The following is a 15,958-nucleotide window of genomic DNA, read 5'->3' as shown; positions in this document are numbered from 1 at the left end:
TCACAGATCTCTGATAGAAAAAGAGCCTAATTATTCGCATAAAAGTGCAGCATTAGCATTGAACTCACGGTATCTTATCCCCATCTATCGTCAACAACCCATTGGGATGCGGGGCTGGTTTCAGCCTATACCTAAATATACATATAAGGCGCTCATTATGACTAATCCGCTACTGACATCTTCTGCATTGCCTGATTTCTCTGCAATCGAACCAAAACATGTCGTGCCTGCTGTGGAAGAGACGTTAGCCAATTACCGCCAATTAATTGAGAAGATTTTATCCGAAAACTCCGCTTTTACTTGGGATAATCTGTGCCAACCCATTTCAGAAGAGAAAGATCGGCTTTCCCGTATGTGGTCGCCAGTCGAACACCTGAATGCGGTCAAGAATAGTCCAGAGCTTCGCGAAGCCTATGAGCAAAGCCTGCCCTTGCTCTCTGAGTTCGATACCTGGTTGGGGCAACACAAGGGGTTATATCAAGCCTACAAATCCCTGAGAGATAGCCAAGCCTTCATGACCCTTTCCCTGCCACAGTGCAAGGTTGTTGAAGATACTTTGCGTGATTTTGAATTGACCGGCATTGGCTTGCCAGAAGAGAAACAGAAGCGTTACGGTGAAATTACTGCCCGTTTATCTGAGCTAGGGGCAAAGTTCGGCAATAATTTGCTGGATGCCACTATGGGGTGGACCAAGCTGATTACCGACGAGTGCGATCTGGCCGGTCTGCCTGAAAGTGCCAAAGCCGCAGCCAAGGCCGCCGCCGAAGCCAAGGGGCTGGATGGGTGGTTGTTGACACTCAATATGCCAAGTTATCTGCCGGTCATGACCTATGGCGATAATCGTGAACTGCGCAAAGAAATGTATTACGCCTATACAACCCGTGCTTCCGATCAAGGGCCAGATGCCGGAAAATGGGATAACAGTGAAGTGATGGCGGAACTACTCGCATTACGTCATGAACTGGCCCAATTACTGGGATTCAAGAACTATGCTGAAAGTTCGCTGGCGACCAAAATGGCTAAAACACCTCAGCAAGTACTCGATTTCCTGAACGACCTGGCCAAACGTGCCCACCAACAAGGTAAAGAAGAGTTGGAAGCACTCACTGACTTCGCCAAATCTCACTACGGTGTTAATGAGCTGGAAGCGTGGGATCTGACATATTACAGCGAGAAGCAAAAGCAGCACGATTTCTCTATTGATGATGAACAACTACGTCCTTACTTCCCTGAACAACGAGCGCTGGAAGGGCTGTTTGAAGTGGTTCGCCGCATTTATGGCATCACTGCCAAAGAGCGCCATGGTGTAGATACATGGCATCCTGATGTTCGTTTCTTTGATCTGTATGATGATAAGCAGGTATTGCGCGGCAGTTTCTATTTAGATCTTTACGCCCGTGAACATAAACGCGGTGGCGCATGGATGAACAGTTATGTTGGCAGAATGCGTCATGCATCTGGTGAATTGCAAAACCCTGTCGCTTATCTGACTTGTAACTTCAACAAGCCAGTCGGTGATCAACCCGCCCTGTTTACGCACAATGAAGTCACAACACTGTTCCATGAATTTGGGCATGGCCTGCACCACATGCTGACCGAGATTGAAGCCTTGGATGTTGCTGGCATCAGTGGCGTACCGTGGGATGCGGTAGAGTGCCCAAGCCAGTTTATGGAAAACTGGTGCTGGGAGCCGGAAGCATTGGCATTTATCTCCGGTCACTATCAAACTCAGGAACCGCTGCCACAAGAGATGCTGGATAATATGCTGGCAGCCAAAAACTATCAGGCCGCAATGAGAATTCTGCGTCAGCTTGAGTTTGGACTGTTCGATTTCCGTCTGCATGTGGAATATGATCCAGCTAAGGGGGCGCAAATCCTGGAAACGTTGCAATCAGTGAAAAAACAGGTTGCGGTTGTGCCATCACCAGATTGGGGGCGCTTCCCACACTCCTTTAGCCATATCTTTAATGGTGGCTATGCAGCAGGTTATTACAGTTATCTGTGGGCGGATGTGCTGGCAGCCGATGCCTATTCTCGCTTCTCAGAAGAGGGAATTTTCAATCGCACAACCGGTCAGTCATTCCTCAACAACATTTTGACCCGTGGCGGCTCAGAAGATCCAATGACTCTGTTTGTCCGCTTCCGTGGTCGTGAACCAGAACTGGATGCAATGCTGAAGAGCTACGGCATCGGCGGATAAAACCAGTGAAGATTTGTTTGATTTGTGAAGAAGGCGCTGATCGCAGCGCCTTATCGCGATTGGCTGAACGTTGGAATCTGATCCACGATGAAGAATCAGTCATGGCATTAGTACTGACTCCCGAACGACTGGAATTGCGCAAGTGCGATGAACCTAAGCTGGGCGGGATTTATGTCGATTTTGTCAGCGGTACAATGGCACACCGTCGTCGCTTTGGTGGTGGTCGTGGCGAAGCCGTCGCGAAAGCAGTCGGCATCAAGAAAGATTATTTACCCAATGTTGTGGATGCTACCGCTGGATTGGGACGCGATGCTTTTGTACTGGCTTCTATCGGTTGTCATGTCAGGATGTTAGAGCGCAACCCAGTGGTAGCCGCATTGCTGGATGACGGCCTACAACGTGGCTATCAGGATGAAGAGATTGGCGGCTGGCTGAAAGAGCGCATGACGTTGATCCATGCCTCAAGCATTACAGCTTTGACGGATATTACACCGCCGCCAGATGTGGTTTATCTTGATCCTATGTATCCACATAAACAAAAAAGCGCGCTGGTCAAAAAAGAAATGCGGGTTTTCCAATCGCTGGTCGGGGCGGATGAGGATGCTGATAGTTTGCTGGAACCTGCCCGAACATTGGCAAAACGTCGTGTTGTAGTGAAACGACCAGATTATGCAGAACCACTGGCAGGTGTTAAAGCTTCCGCTGCAATTACCACCAAAAACCACCGTTTCGATATTTATCCTTGTTAAAAAAATAAACCCCATGTTCTGAATGGGGTTATTAATTACAACGAATCATGTAGTTAGACAATAAATTAATTGCATAACTACCTAACTACACAACACCTTGTGACAACATCGCATTCGCCACTTTGACAAAGCCAGCGATATTTGCACCTTGTACGTAGTTAGTTTGTTTCTCTTCTCCACCATATTCTACGCAAGCCTGATGGATATCGAGCATGATGTGATGTAAACGAATATCCACTTTCTCTGCTTTCCAATTCAAACGTGCTGCGTTCTGTGCCATCTCCAGACCCGAAGTTGCCACTCCACCCGCATTAGCCGCCTTACCCGGTGCAAACAAAACGCCTGCTTCAAGGAAAGCCGTAGTAGCCGCAATTGTCGCCGGCATATTGGCGCCCTCCGCAACCGCTTTCACACCATTTTTAATCAATGTTTTTGCTGCTTCCAAATCCAGTTCATTCTGCGTCGCACAAGGCAGGGCAATATCCACAGGAATAGACCACGGATCCTGGCCTTGAAGGAAAGTCAGTCCACGCTCTTTGGCATACTCTTCTACACGGCCGTAACGCTGGTTTTTGATCTCTTGAAGATGAGCCAGTTTCTCCGGTGTAAAACCATCTTCATCCAATACCGTACCGCCTGAATCCGATACTGTGACGACTTTTGCCCCCAGTTCCATACATTTCTCAATAGAATACTGGGCGACATTTCCCGCACCAGACACAGATACCCGCATACCTTCAAGTTCCATACCATGCCGTTTGAGCATTTCATGGGTGAAATAAACCAGCCCATATCCGGTGGCTTCAGGGCGGATCAGGCTACCACCAAAAGAAAGACCTTTACCCGTAAAAACGCACGCCGTATTGTTCGACAGTTTTTTCATCATACCCGCCATAAAACCTACTTCACGGCTGCCTACGCCAATATCTCCGGCAGGCACATCGGTATCTGGCCCCAGATGCCGGTACAGTTCTGTCATCAATGCCTGACAGAATCGCATAATTTCACCGTGGCTTTTCCCTTTGGGATCGAAATCAGAACCCCCTTTTCCGCCTCCCATCGGCAGAGTTGTCAACGCATTCTTCAATGTCTGCTCGAAGCCTAAAAATTTCAGGATAGAAAGATTAACAGAAGGGTGAAAACGCATCCCACCTTTAAATGGCCCAATAGCAGAGCTGAACTGAACCCGCCATGCGCGGTTAACCTGTACTTTCCCGTGATCATCCACCCAGCAAACGCGGAATTGGATAACTCTTTCCGGCTCCACTAGGCGTTCCAATAACCCTTGCTCACAATATTGCGGGTTTTGTTGCAGAAAAGGCCAGAGAGAGGTCAACACTTCTCGTACTGCCTGTAGGTATTCTGGTTGATGCTGATTACGGGATTGAACCGAATCAAGAAATGAAACTAAAGATAATGAAACATTCATTTGGGCTTCCTTTTTGTCATTCAGATGTGATGACCCCCTGCCATTTCCCATATTATTTTTTTGTCGAAAATGTGAGGTAATTACGGTTTGCTTTCTGAATATAGCACTGTTCTATGCTTAAATTTCAACAACTATTTTTTATATATTTTCTCAAAAATAACTTTGACAATTTCTAAACCAGTTTCATTATCTTTTCTGAGGATAAAAAAATCGCCTGCATAAGCAGGCGATTTTACGGAATAAAATATCAACCGAAGATTATTCTTCGTCACGCAAAGGTACAATCAACATATCAACATGAACGGTGTTAATAAGCTGGCGAGCTGAAGACATCAACTTACTCCAAAAGTCCTGATGGTGACCACATACAACCAGATCCATATCGTATTGCTTAATAGCATCCACAAGGACTTGTCCTAAATCACCACTGCCACTCAACGTTTCCTGAATGGGGTAATCTGCACTAGCAGAGAGTTCTTTCAGGGAATTACGGGTTTCATCCGCGATACGCTCCTGCATATCACCAAGATTTACGTCAATCAGGCCGGTATAAAGATCAGAGTAGTTAACATCAACATGGATCAGGGAAATTTTGGCATTGTACGGTTTCGCCAATGATACAGCTTTTTCCACCAAAATCTGACTTTCTGGAGATAAATCAACCGCAACAAGAATATGTTTGTAAGCCATAAGAACTCCTTCCATAACGTCGATTAAATGGATTGGCAACATTAAACGCCATGATTCGATGTTTATACTATAACCGCTCAATGTGTCTTTTGAGTGTTGTTTTGATCACAACTTATTGTTTTATTTCTCGCAGTCTGGCCACAATAGCGGATTATATGCCTTACGATAATACCCGCTGAGCACTGTATTTTTAACTAATATTTAATATAGTCATTATTCAAATAAAAACGTTTCCGGTTGGTTTCTTCTTTTGCTGGCAACTATTGCTGCCACGATCAGGAGGGGGAAGTATGTTCAATACCACGGCACTATTTTGGGCTGTTTGTCTTATCTGCATTGTTAACATAATGCGCTACTTTTCTTCGCTCCGTGTACTTCTGTCAATTTTACGCGAGTCAGATCCAATGCTGTATCAAGCCGTTGATGGGAATGGTTTTTTTAAAGCTAATGGTCAATTCAATAAGCAGATTCGGCTCGTGCGTTATATCAATTCACAAAGTTATATCAACCATCACGACCCTGATGTCGTCTTGTTATGCGAAAGGATGAGAAAACAATTTATATTGACAGAAATGCTATGTGGCGTTGTTCTGCTATGTCTGGTAGCGATGATGATCTGAGATAAAATAAAAAAGGTTGGCTTGCAATAACGAACAGCCAACCTTTTTTCTAAGATGTGATTAGATCAGTTTCAGGGCGATCCAATACAGTAAGCCCGACAATGCAATGGAAATCGGCAACGTCAAAACCCACGCCAACATGATATTCTTGATAGTCTTGCTCTGCACACCACCACCATCAACCAGCATCGTCCCCGCTACCGCAGAAGAGAGCACTTGTGTCGTGGATACCGGCATACCGGTATAACTGGCAACACCAATAGAAACCGCAGCAGTCACCTGCGCAGAAACACCTTGGGCATAAGTCATGCCTTTTTTGCCAATCTTCTCACCGATAGTCACAGCAACACGTTTCCAGCCAACCATTGTGCCCAAAGATAAGGCAAGAGCCACGGCAACAATGATCCATAATGGCGCATATTCCACGGTACTTAGCAGATCTTTACGCAGCTTATTCAGGAAACGTGCATCTTCAAGGCTGGTTTCTGGCAGCTTAGCCACAACGTTGGTCGTATCAGCGGCGCACATCAACATACGGCGCATACTGTTACGTTGATCCGGCGTTAACTCGTTGAAATTTTGAATACTCGCCAACATGCTTTCAGCCTTGTTCAGCACCACTAATGCGCGTGAACTATCGCAATGGAACGTCATATCTAGCTGATCGTCAACAGAAGAAACGGCTGGATTCAGCTCAATCGCATGTGTCAGCGCTGGAGTATGCTGCCCATAATACTGCTGCAAGTGGACAACGGCATCACGAGTACGTGCAATATCATAACTGGTTGAATTCATATTGACGACAAACCCTGCAGGCGCAACGCCAATCAGAACCAGCATAATCAAACCAATTCCTTTCTGACCATCGTTCGCTCCGTGGGAGAAACTCACACCAACAGCAGAGAGGATCAGGGCAGTACGTGTCCAGAATGGGGGTTTACGTTTGCCATCCTGTTTTTCACGCTCAACAGGCGTCATATGGATACGACGACGTTTTTTTGTACCACTCCAGTAGCGACGCAGTAAAAACACCATCGCTCCGGCAATGATCAGGCCAACAAGAGGAGACAGAATCAAGGACATGAAAATCTGTATCATCTTCGGAATATTCAACGCATCAACCACTGAAGAACTGGTCACTATCGCATTAGTCAGGCCGATGCCGATAATAGAACCAATCAACGTATGGGAACTGGATGCAGGAATGCCGAAATACCACGTACCTAAATTCCAGATGATCGCCGCCAGCAGCATGGAAAAAACCATAGCCAAACCGTGAGCTGAACTGACATTTAGCAGAAGATCCGTAGGTAGTAGATGCACAATCGCATAAGCGACACTTAACCCACCAAGGAGAACACCCAAAAAGTTAAAAACCCCTGCCATCACAACAGCGAGCTGTGAACGCATTGCCCGGGTATAAATAACAGTTGCTACTGCGTTTGCGGTATCATGAAACCCATTGATGGCTTCATAGAAAAGCACAAACAACAGAGCAAGCACTAACATAAGGCCGGTATAAAATTCCAGGCCAGTAAACAGATGTAGCATAAACGTTAAGCCAGTTAGTAGGACATGAACGCGCGCATTATCAGTGACAAACGTTAGCGGGAAAAGAGAAATATGACCTTTTTTTGATTTAATGATGGTCAAATGGCATAAAAATCCTTGCATTTATTAACTATATCAAAGAGTTATTTAATTTTAATATTTTGATATTTTTTTGATGAAAAATAACTTTTTATCGTAGAAAGTTAAACCAAATGCCTATTTTTCTCCGTAGTTCGTGAACAGAGCCCTCACAATGCAGTGAATTCCCACAATTAACTCGGCTAAAAGAGACAAATGAATGGAAAAATTTGATGTAGTTATTATTGGTGCTGGCGCTGCCGGCTTATTCTGTGCTGCACAAGCAGGGCAAGCTGGATTAAACGTTCTGGTACTGGATAATGGCAAAAAAGCTGGTCGCAAGATTTTGATGTCCGGTGGAGGGCGCTGCAATTTCACCAACATGTATACCGAACCAACGGCATACCTTTCCGCCAATCCCCATTTTTGTAAGTCAGCACTTGCTCGCTATACCCAGTGGGATTTTATTGATCTTGTACAACGCTATAATATCCCTTACCACGAAAAAACATTGGGACAGCTTTTCTGCGACAACTCCGCGCAACAAATCATAGACCTGCTTTTGAAAGAGTGCGAAATAGGGCAAGTAACGATTCGATTGCGCAGTGAAGTTACCCATGTCGAAAAGAAAGAGCAGGGTTTTGTCATTACAGTAACAGGAAGACAAGTAAGTGCACACTCACTTGTTGTAGCCTCCGGTGGTTTGTCCATGCCTGGCCTGGGAGCTTCTCCTTTGGGCTACCGCATTGCAGAGCAATTTGGACTCAACATCCTGCCTACACGTGCAGCATTAGTTCCCTTTACCCTGCATAAACCACTACTGGAACAACTTCAAACGCTTTCCGGCGTTTCAGTTCCTTCTGTCGTGACCGCAAAAGATGGTACCGTATTCAGGGAAAACATTCTGTTCACCCATCGCGGCCTTTCTGGCCCAGCTATTTTGCAGATTTCCAGTTATTGGCAACCTAGTGAATATGTGAGTATTAACTTACTTCCTGACACAGATTTCGAGAATTTTCTGGATAAGGAACAGGAATCTCATCCCAACCAGAGTTTGAAAAACACACTGGCTAAATTACTGCCCAAACGTCTGGTGGAATGTTTGCAGTCCCTTGGGCAATTGCCGGAACTGTCCCTGAAACAACTCAATCCCGCACAGAAAAAAGCGCTGATCACAACCCTGCAATGCTGGCAGGTACAACCCAATGGTACGGAAGGCTATCGCACAGCGGAAGTGACTCTTGGCGGCGTGGATACTCACGAGTTGTCATCAAAAACGATGGAAACCCATAAGGTGAAGGGATTGTACTTTATTGGTGAAGTGGTCGATGTAACCGGTTGGCTTGGTGGATATAATTTCCAATGGGCATGGAGTTCGGCGTGGGCTTGTGCGCAGGCTTTGGTGTTGTGCAGAAATTTTTCTGAAGAAGGCATTTAGTTGAATGGAGTTGATATTCCCTAAAAATTGAGAATATTGGACAGAACAACACCCTAAATACTCATACATCAGTTTGACATTCAGGGTGAAGTTTTGGGATAGCTATTGGAGCAAATTAGAAACGATAGCCAACGCCAACTGTCCACGTTCCTGTTTTAGCCTGGCTTAAATCAGAATATTCGTAGGAAACATCAACAGCTACACTTGGTATCGGGTTAAATTGTAATCCTGTACCGTAGGCAACAGCTGTTTTCTTTTTACTTACACTTGGTTGTGCAGTCAAACGAGCTTTACCTTCAACTTTAGCTGCACCAATCAAGGCATAGGCGCTGACATATTCATTGAAGCGATATGTCGGACCAGCCATCAATGATCTATAAGTAATGTCCCCATTACCAACTGATAACTGTCGATTATGAGGATGATAGTAGTTAATTTCTAGCTTGGTTTGTGTGACCGAGCTGATAAAGCCCCAATTATCATTAATCTCATAACGGTATTTCAGGTTGAGACCTCTTGGATCCTTATCCAGATCCTTCATATTTGGTTCACTTCCCTCAATTTGCGCCTTTATATCGGTTTGGGCGTAGCCTAATGAAATGGTGTGTTTACCACTTGCATGCGCTGTCAATGAAGAAATAGATAACCCAGCAACGATCGCTGAAGTCAATAGAGCTTTTTTCATTATAAGTATCTCTTTGTTGTATAAATCGCATAGAAATATACTTAAATTTCGAAAAAATACAACGTAAAATATAACCCATAAAAATAATTCATATAAAATAATCACAATTTATTATTATCTTTTACACCGCATGTTATGATGATATTTTTATAATATTGCTGACTGAATTTTACGAATTGAGACACAAATAATCCCCAATTGATGGTATATTTACTTTTAATTTTCCATATGGCAAAGCCAGACTCTTTTTGAATATAAAATTCGCTTTAATTTCTTAAATTATCTCTAAAATAGGTGTTTTTCCTAATCCATTCACACACCAAAAGAAACTTAACTCCGTCACACATAATAATAAATAATAAGATAGATGTATTAAATAATGATTGAATTAAAAACAAAACATTAGAAAAAAAGTTTGATTGCTATCATTTGGTTTGAAATAATGTGCTCCGCAAACGCAGGACTGACATTAACTGTAATACGGTAAAAAAAACATTTATCATTATACGCAATATCACTATTTTCAAAAAAAATACCACTGTCAGATCCAACATATCATCCTCCAACAACGCCCAAATATTAAATTAAAATAGACGTCAAATTAATTATTACACCCAACCTAAGAATAAAAAATTAATTAATAAATTTTAATTAATAATCCTTTGTAGCTGTTACTGAAGAATGAGTACTGATATGCAAAACTTACCTCACGTCAAAGCACTGTGTGCTATCACACATCCTTACCGTGCTTGTACCGAATATGATGCACTATTTAATAACGCCATGTGTGAACTGACGCTATATCACTGCGCACATACCCCTGGTTACAAGCAATGGCTGTCAGATCATGGCTTGGATAAACAAGCACTAATGGCACTGGATGATTGGTCAAATCTGCCTTTGCTATTTGCCAATTATTTCAAACGTAACCTAATACTCAGCGATAGTGCACACGATGCGCTGGAACTGACTTCCTCTGGAACCACCGGACAAAAAAGCCGTATGCGCTATGATGCTGTAAGTATTGCGGCTGCCCAGCATATGGTGGACTGTATTTTTGACTATTATGGCTGGAATACTCCTAATCAACTCTGTAACTACCTGCTGCTTAGCTACGAACCCGCTGGTGCCGTCACACTGGGTACAGCCTACACCGATCAATTCCTGTGTAAATATGCTCCGGTAAATCGGGCTTATTATGCTTTGCGCCATAACGGACAAGGTAATGAATTCGATCCTTTCGGTACTATTACAGCACTCCAGCAATTCGCTCAGGAAGGATTGCCAGTTCGGATTTTCGGTTTTCCTGCCTTTTTGTGGTTCACCCTGCAAAGGATGGAGAAGATGGGGCTGCCAGCACTAGAATTACATCCTGAATCGCTGGTTTTCCTCGGTGGGGGCTGGAAAACACATGCCGATCAATCCATTCCTAAAAAAGAACTGTACCAACGGATAACCGAGCAATTGGGTATCCCAGATATTCGCTGCCGCGATGGTTATGGTTCCGTTGAACACCCAGTCCCTTATGTTGAATGTTCTCACCATAATTTTCATGTTCCGGTCTATGCCCGTGCTTATGTACGCCACACCCAAAATTTAACCTGCCAACCCTATGGGGAACCAGGATTTCTGCATCTTACATCACCTTATATCACTTCCTGCCCAGCCCATAGCATCGTTACAAGTGATCTGGCTGTACTGCATTACGGTGAAAGCTGTGGTTGTGAACTTGAAACAGATTGGTTTGAACTGCTTGGCCGCGCTGGCACTAGCAAAAGCCGTAGTTGTGCGATTGCCGCTTCAGAATTGATTAAGAGATATTGATATGTCTTCCGTAAATACCGTTTCCGTAAAAATGATGAATAATCCGATGTCTTCAGAGCAATTGGCAGGGCAAGAAATCGCGAAATTGCATGAGTGTTTACCTGATCTGTTGGCACACCCCCATACTTCTGAGCAGGTACTTGATTGCGCACAACGCTTTGCCGAATATCTTGCCAATCTGGGTGAACACCCATTGTTTGATGCCCAAACCCGAGAATCACTTAGCGCTTTTTGCCAACGTGAAGCCCTGGAAGCCAAACTGGAGCGGGAACTTGGGCAAAACCCTTTTTCACTGCGTCGATTCGATTATAACCAGAACCGATACGAGACCTGGAAGCCATTAGGCTTGGTCGTCCATATTACACCTTCCAATGCTGAACTTCTGCCCTTTATGGCCGTAATAGAGAGTTTGCTGGTGGGTAATATTAACTGGTTACGTCCAAGCAGCAGCGATAACGGGTTTAGTGCACAACTGCTGGCAGAATTTTTGGCTCATGATATTTCAGGTGATTTAGCTGCTCGGGTAGCAGTCTTACCGTTGCCAGTGACACAATTGACTGAGCTGTTCAGCCAGGCTGATGCGGTTTCTGCTTGGGGAAACGATTCTTCCCTGACATCCATTCGTGCTCAACTCCCCGCAGGTTGCCGCTGGATAGATTGGGGGCACCGTATCAGTATTGCCTGGTTAAGCCCTGATGCCGCCGATGATACCCAATTGGATGCATTAGCTGATGACATCTGTCGTTATGACCAACAAGCCTGTTCCAGCCCACAATGTTTGCTGGTCGATAGCGATGATCCTGAAGTTTTACAACATATTGGACAACGCATGGCAGCCGCGCTGCAACGCCGTACCGGACTACATCCAGCCCTGACCCCTGATATTCAGGAATCCGCTGAAATTACGACTCAAACGGCTTTCCAACAACTCGATTTTGCGTTTACACAGGTACGCGGTGAAATATGGCAAGCCGACGACTGGCGAGTGATATGGCGACACGAAGAAGAATTAGCAGCGTCTCCTTTGTTCCGTACATTGCAGATACGCCCTGCTCCACGTCAGCATCTGTGCGCTATTTTGCTGCCCTGGCGTAACTATCTGCAAAGCTGTGCGTTGATTACCCACCAAGAGCATATTACCGAAATAAGTCATGCCCTGTTTGCTGCAGGTGTCAACCGTATCACGCCGGCGGGACAGATGCATGACGGCTATCATGGTGAACCACACGATGGAGTCTACGCACTATCACGCCTTACCAAGCGAGTATCTGTCAGCCTTGCGCCTGATTTAATGGCAGGTTGCGCCCATCTTGATGTACCTCCACCACGTCCAAGCGGATTAGAAAATCTGCCAGTCATGAATAAGGCAGATTTTCAGGCGCTGGTTCCTAATGATAAGGCTCGTCTGTTTTTCCGAAGTGGCGGTAGTAGTGGTACGCCTAAGCTGGCGGCTTATAGCTACCATGATTACCACAGGCAGATGCTGGCCGCAGCCGATGGCGTATTCGCCTCAGGGCTTGAACCTGCAACCGATCGCGTCATGAACCTGTTGTATGGCGGGAAGTTGTACGGTGGCATGATGAGCTTCTTCACCATTCTGGATAAATTGGGAGTGACACAATATCCAATGGGTGGCCCTACTGATAATGACTTTAGGGAAATCGCTGATTTTATCGTACATCAACGCATTAATACGCTGGTAGGTATGCCAAGCACGATACATCGGCTATTTCTAAATGAAGAAACCAAACTACGTCAATATGGCGGCATTCGTAAGCTATTACTGGGTGGCGAACACCTCAATATAAACCAGCGAAATTTCCTGACCAATTTTGGCGTTACCCTGATACGTTCAACAATTTACGGTTCAGTCGACGCTGGGCCAATGGGTCATGCGTGCGCAGCCGGCGAGGATGGTATTTTCCATTTAATGGCTGATACTCAATGGCTGGAAATTCTCAATATAGAGAATGATCAACCCGTGGCAGAGGGTGAAACGGGTCGTCTGGTATTCACTTCCCGCCACCGTGAGGCACAACCCGTCCAACGCTACGATTTAGGGGATCTCGGTTGCTGGATTAATCAACCTTGTTCTTGTGGTCTGACTTCACCACGTTTCCGACTTAAAGAGCGCCATGGTTCCCTGTTACGGGTAGGCACTATTTTTTTCAATCTTGCTAATTTGTCTGAACAATTGGCATTACCCGTGCAATGGGTAATCGACCATAACAGTGATGGTATCGATAGCATTCAGCTATTGGTTGATCATGCCGATCCCCTCACTGTGCGCCAAAACTTATTGAAAGACCCCAAAATTGCCGAAGTTGTTGAAGGAAACCTGCTGAACTTAGACGTTATTTCCACTTCAAGTGCAGAGTTTCACCGCAATGAACATAGTGGAAAAACACCATTATTCATCGACTTGCGTAAATATTAATTGAGTAAAATTAAGATGATGACCAAAACGACATTGACTGATTTGCTCCATCATGCACGCGAGCATTCAGCTTATTACCGAGAACTCTATAAATCCATTCCCAATAATTGGGTTTTGGAAGATTTACCACTCGTGGAACCCAGTCATTACTGGGCACATTCAACTAATTTACCAACATGGCCGGTGCTGACTGCACCACTGGAAGGCGGTCATGTGTTTAAAACAGGTGGCTCAACCAGCGATGGACGGTTGTCGGTTTTCAGTCAGCAAGAGTGGAAAGCATTTATTAATTCCTTTGGCCAAGGCATTGCCCGCCAATTAAAAACCGGGGATCGGGTGGCTAACCTGTTTTTTGCTGGCGATCTTTATACCAGCTTTATATTTATCCACGGCGCATTATCGAATGCACCAATCCCTATATTGGAATTTCCTTTCACCTGTAAGGTGGAAGATGAATTGCTGATTAACAATATCCGCCTTCACAATATCAATGTTCTGGCAGGTGTACCTGTGCAGTTAATCCGCCTGGCTCACTATTTGAAAGAAATGGGGCAAACATTACCGATGGTGGAGACCATTCTCTATGGTGGAGAAAGTTTGTTTGATCCACAGGTCGCTATCATACAACAAGTTTTTCCTCACGCCCGTTTAGGTTCAATCGGTTGTGCCAGTGTTGATGCCGGTTTGATTGGCTTTGCTGATCCCGACTGCAAACAGGGAGAGCATCGCGTATTTTCTGACGACACGATTATCGAAATCGTCGATGAAATAACTCATCGGCCCATTACTGTGCCAGGGAAACGTGGTTTATTAGTTGTCACTAACCTGCAACGACAACTTATGCCTGTGATCCGCTATCCTACTGGTGATATGGCTTGCTGGTGCGAGCCAGAACAACCAGGCCGTAAATTCGCTCTGCAAGGACGTGCTAATCAAGGTTATCGTGTACGATTTGGCACTCTGTCATTATTCCCTGACGATTTAGCGACACAACTATCACAACAAACAGAGCTTTTGGCCTGGCAATTGGAGCTAAGTCAGAAGGCAGGGCAAGATCAGCTCCGATTGTTGGTAGCAAGCCTGCAACCTGTAGATATCGACAGAATACGCCATCGGGTTATGGCCGCCTTTCCAGGTCTGGAAGAGGCTTGCATACATCAAAATATACTGGAGATCGTGCAAACTAATATCGATAGCATGTCTACGCACCCACGATCAGGAAAATTGCAGCGAGTTGTGGATCTACGTCGTTATAACTAAGGTTGAATCGATGACTATCTTCCAATCCGCCATTCAGATCCGCAGCTATCAGCCAGGGGATGATAAAAAGATCAGCCAACTATTCCGTGAGGTTTACGGTGATTCATATGTCTATCCTGATATCTATCTACCAAAGCTTATCAATGAGCACCAAACTACAGGGCAATGGTACTCCGCCTTGGCATTCCACCAAGGTTTGCTTATTGGTCATGCTTCTCTGGTTAAAGATACGGTACAGAAAAGTCAGGCAGAGTTGGCGCTGATTGCTGTGTATCCTGATTTTCAAGGTTATGGTGTGGCTAAGTCTCTGGGCAGTTATTTATGCGGCTATGCGAAAGAGCAAGGTTATAATTTATTGACGATGAAACAGGTATGCTCACACCCTAAAAGCCAGTACATCGCCCAAAATTTGGGTTTCTATTCTACGGCGCTGATGCTGGATTATGTTGATTCGCCATTTGGTTTGCCAGAACCCGAAAGTATTGTGCAGGGCATTTTGCCATTTAAATCATTGCCATTACCTAAACTGAACTGGCCCCAACCTTGGCAAGGCTGGGTCGCCCAAGTCAGTCAATATGTTGGTGAATCACCCCTAAATGCACCATTAATGTATCGGCGTTCCATGATCTCTGAGCCATTTAGCATTAAAAAATCCGGTCGACGTTTGGAAATCACACTATACGAGGTTCATGCTGACTTTTTATCGGAGATCATCGATCTTCCTTCTGGACAGTTAATCTATTTGAAACTGCCTGCATGTGAAGAAGCTCTGGGGTTATGCTCATTGCTGAAAAAAGGCGGATTTCGATTCGCCGGGCTTTGCCCGGACACGCATGATGGGTGGTTTTTACTGTGGCTACGAGGCTACCAATTAACACCCTATCAATTTCATGATATGGGCACTCAACATCTCTATCAGATGGAATTGGGGGTGAGCTGACATCACAACTAACATCACAACACGAATCTTAAGCAATACCTCAAATTTGCTTAAAAA

12 protein-coding genes are annotated in these 15,958 nt (G+C 44.9%); 8 read left to right on the top strand and 4 right to left on the bottom strand.

All coding sequences use genetic code 11. From position 1 onward, the window contains the following. Positions 1 to 157: 157 nt before the first annotated feature. Both prlC and rsmJ read left to right on the top strand, forming a co-directional pair. A complete protein-coding gene (prlC, locus tag BDE27_RS05795; RefSeq protein WP_099131837.1) occupies positions 158 to 2,200 on the top strand; it encodes an oligopeptidase A in 2,043 nt (680 codons plus the stop codon). Between the two features lie 5 nt (positions 2,201 to 2,205). Beyond that, positions 2,206 to 2,949: a 16S rRNA (guanine(1516)-N(2))-methyltransferase RsmJ gene (gene rsmJ, locus BDE27_RS05790; RefSeq protein WP_167450550.1), complete on the top strand. Its 744-nt coding sequence runs from the start codon at positions 2,206 to 2,208 to the stop codon at positions 2,947 to 2,949. 85 nt (positions 2,950 to 3,034) lie between these two features. Here rsmJ and gdhA read toward each other — a convergent pair whose 3' ends face one another. Then, on the bottom strand, positions 3,035 to 4,378 hold the full coding sequence (gdhA, locus tag BDE27_RS05785; protein WP_099131839.1) for an NADP-specific glutamate dehydrogenase: 1,344 nt from the start codon (positions 4,376 to 4,378) through the stop codon (positions 3,035 to 3,037). A gap of 258 nt (positions 4,379 to 4,636) precedes the next feature. Then, positions 4,637 to 5,068 carry a universal stress protein UspA gene (gene uspA, locus BDE27_RS05780; RefSeq protein WP_099131840.1) on the bottom strand — a complete coding sequence of 144 codons (432 nt, stop codon included), beginning with the start codon at positions 5,066 to 5,068 and terminating at the stop codon, positions 4,637 to 4,639. Positions 5,069 to 5,358: 290 nt separating this feature from the next. On the opposite strand from uspA, the gene uspB reads away from it, so the two are divergent. Beyond that, positions 5,359 to 5,688, top strand: a complete 330-nt coding sequence (uspB, locus tag BDE27_RS05775) for a universal stress protein UspB (protein ID WP_099131841.1) — start codon at positions 5,359 to 5,361, stop codon at positions 5,686 to 5,688. Between the two features lie 60 nt (positions 5,689 to 5,748). Here uspB and pitA read toward each other — a convergent pair whose 3' ends face one another. After that, positions 5,749 to 7,239, bottom strand: coding sequence for an inorganic phosphate transporter PitA (gene pitA, locus BDE27_RS05770; protein WP_099131918.1), 1,491 nt, complete (start codon positions 7,237 to 7,239; stop codon positions 5,749 to 5,751). Between the two features lie 298 nt (positions 7,240 to 7,537). On the opposite strand from pitA, the gene BDE27_RS05765 reads away from it, so the two are divergent. Continuing rightward, positions 7,538 to 8,755 carry a BaiN/RdsA family NAD(P)/FAD-dependent oxidoreductase gene (locus BDE27_RS05765; protein WP_099131842.1) on the top strand — a complete coding sequence of 406 codons (1,218 nt, stop codon included), beginning with the start codon at positions 7,538 to 7,540 and terminating at the stop codon, positions 8,753 to 8,755. A gap of 115 nt (positions 8,756 to 8,870) precedes the next feature. Here the strand turns inward: BDE27_RS05765 and BDE27_RS05760 are convergent, their stop codons facing one another. After that, positions 8,871 to 9,440 (bottom strand): Ail/Lom family outer membrane beta-barrel protein, encoded by a 570-nt coding sequence (locus BDE27_RS05760; protein WP_099131843.1) that lies wholly within the window; start codon positions 9,438 to 9,440, stop codon positions 8,871 to 8,873. A 693-nt stretch (positions 9,441 to 10,133) separates the two neighbouring features. Between BDE27_RS05760 and BDE27_RS05755 the strand changes: the two genes are divergently transcribed. From BDE27_RS05755 to BDE27_RS05740, 4 genes are read left to right on the top strand one after another with little or no spacing between them, the layout of a single operon-like run. Then, a complete protein-coding gene (locus BDE27_RS05755; protein WP_099131844.1) occupies positions 10,134 to 11,264 on the top strand; it encodes a LuxE/PaaK family acyltransferase in 1,131 nt (376 codons plus the stop codon). Position 11,265: 1 nt separating this feature from the next. Further along, positions 11,266 to 13,701 carry an acyl-CoA reductase gene (locus BDE27_RS05750; RefSeq protein ID WP_099131845.1) on the top strand — a complete coding sequence of 812 codons (2,436 nt, stop codon included), beginning with the start codon at positions 11,266 to 11,268 and terminating at the stop codon, positions 13,699 to 13,701. 15 nt (positions 13,702 to 13,716) lie between these two features. Next, the gene (locus BDE27_RS05745) at positions 13,717 to 14,961 is read left to right on the top strand and encodes a phenylacetate--CoA ligase family protein (RefSeq protein ID WP_099131846.1); all 1,245 of its coding nucleotides are present in this window, start codon (positions 13,717 to 13,719) and stop codon (positions 14,959 to 14,961) included. A 10-nt stretch (positions 14,962 to 14,971) separates the two neighbouring features. Further along, positions 14,972 to 15,901 carry a GNAT family N-acetyltransferase gene (locus BDE27_RS05740; protein WP_099131847.1) on the top strand — a complete coding sequence of 310 codons (930 nt, stop codon included), beginning with the start codon at positions 14,972 to 14,974 and terminating at the stop codon, positions 15,899 to 15,901. Positions 15,902 to 15,958 lie beyond the last annotated feature (57 nt).

Origin of the sequence: Xenorhabdus ehlersii, from assembly GCF_003610465.1 — a bacterium.
Lineage (GTDB): Bacteria > Pseudomonadota > Gammaproteobacteria > Enterobacterales > Enterobacteriaceae > Xenorhabdus > Xenorhabdus ehlersii.
The sequence above is the reverse complement of the archived record's forward strand: the minus strand, read 5'-3'. Positions and strand labels throughout refer to the sequence as shown.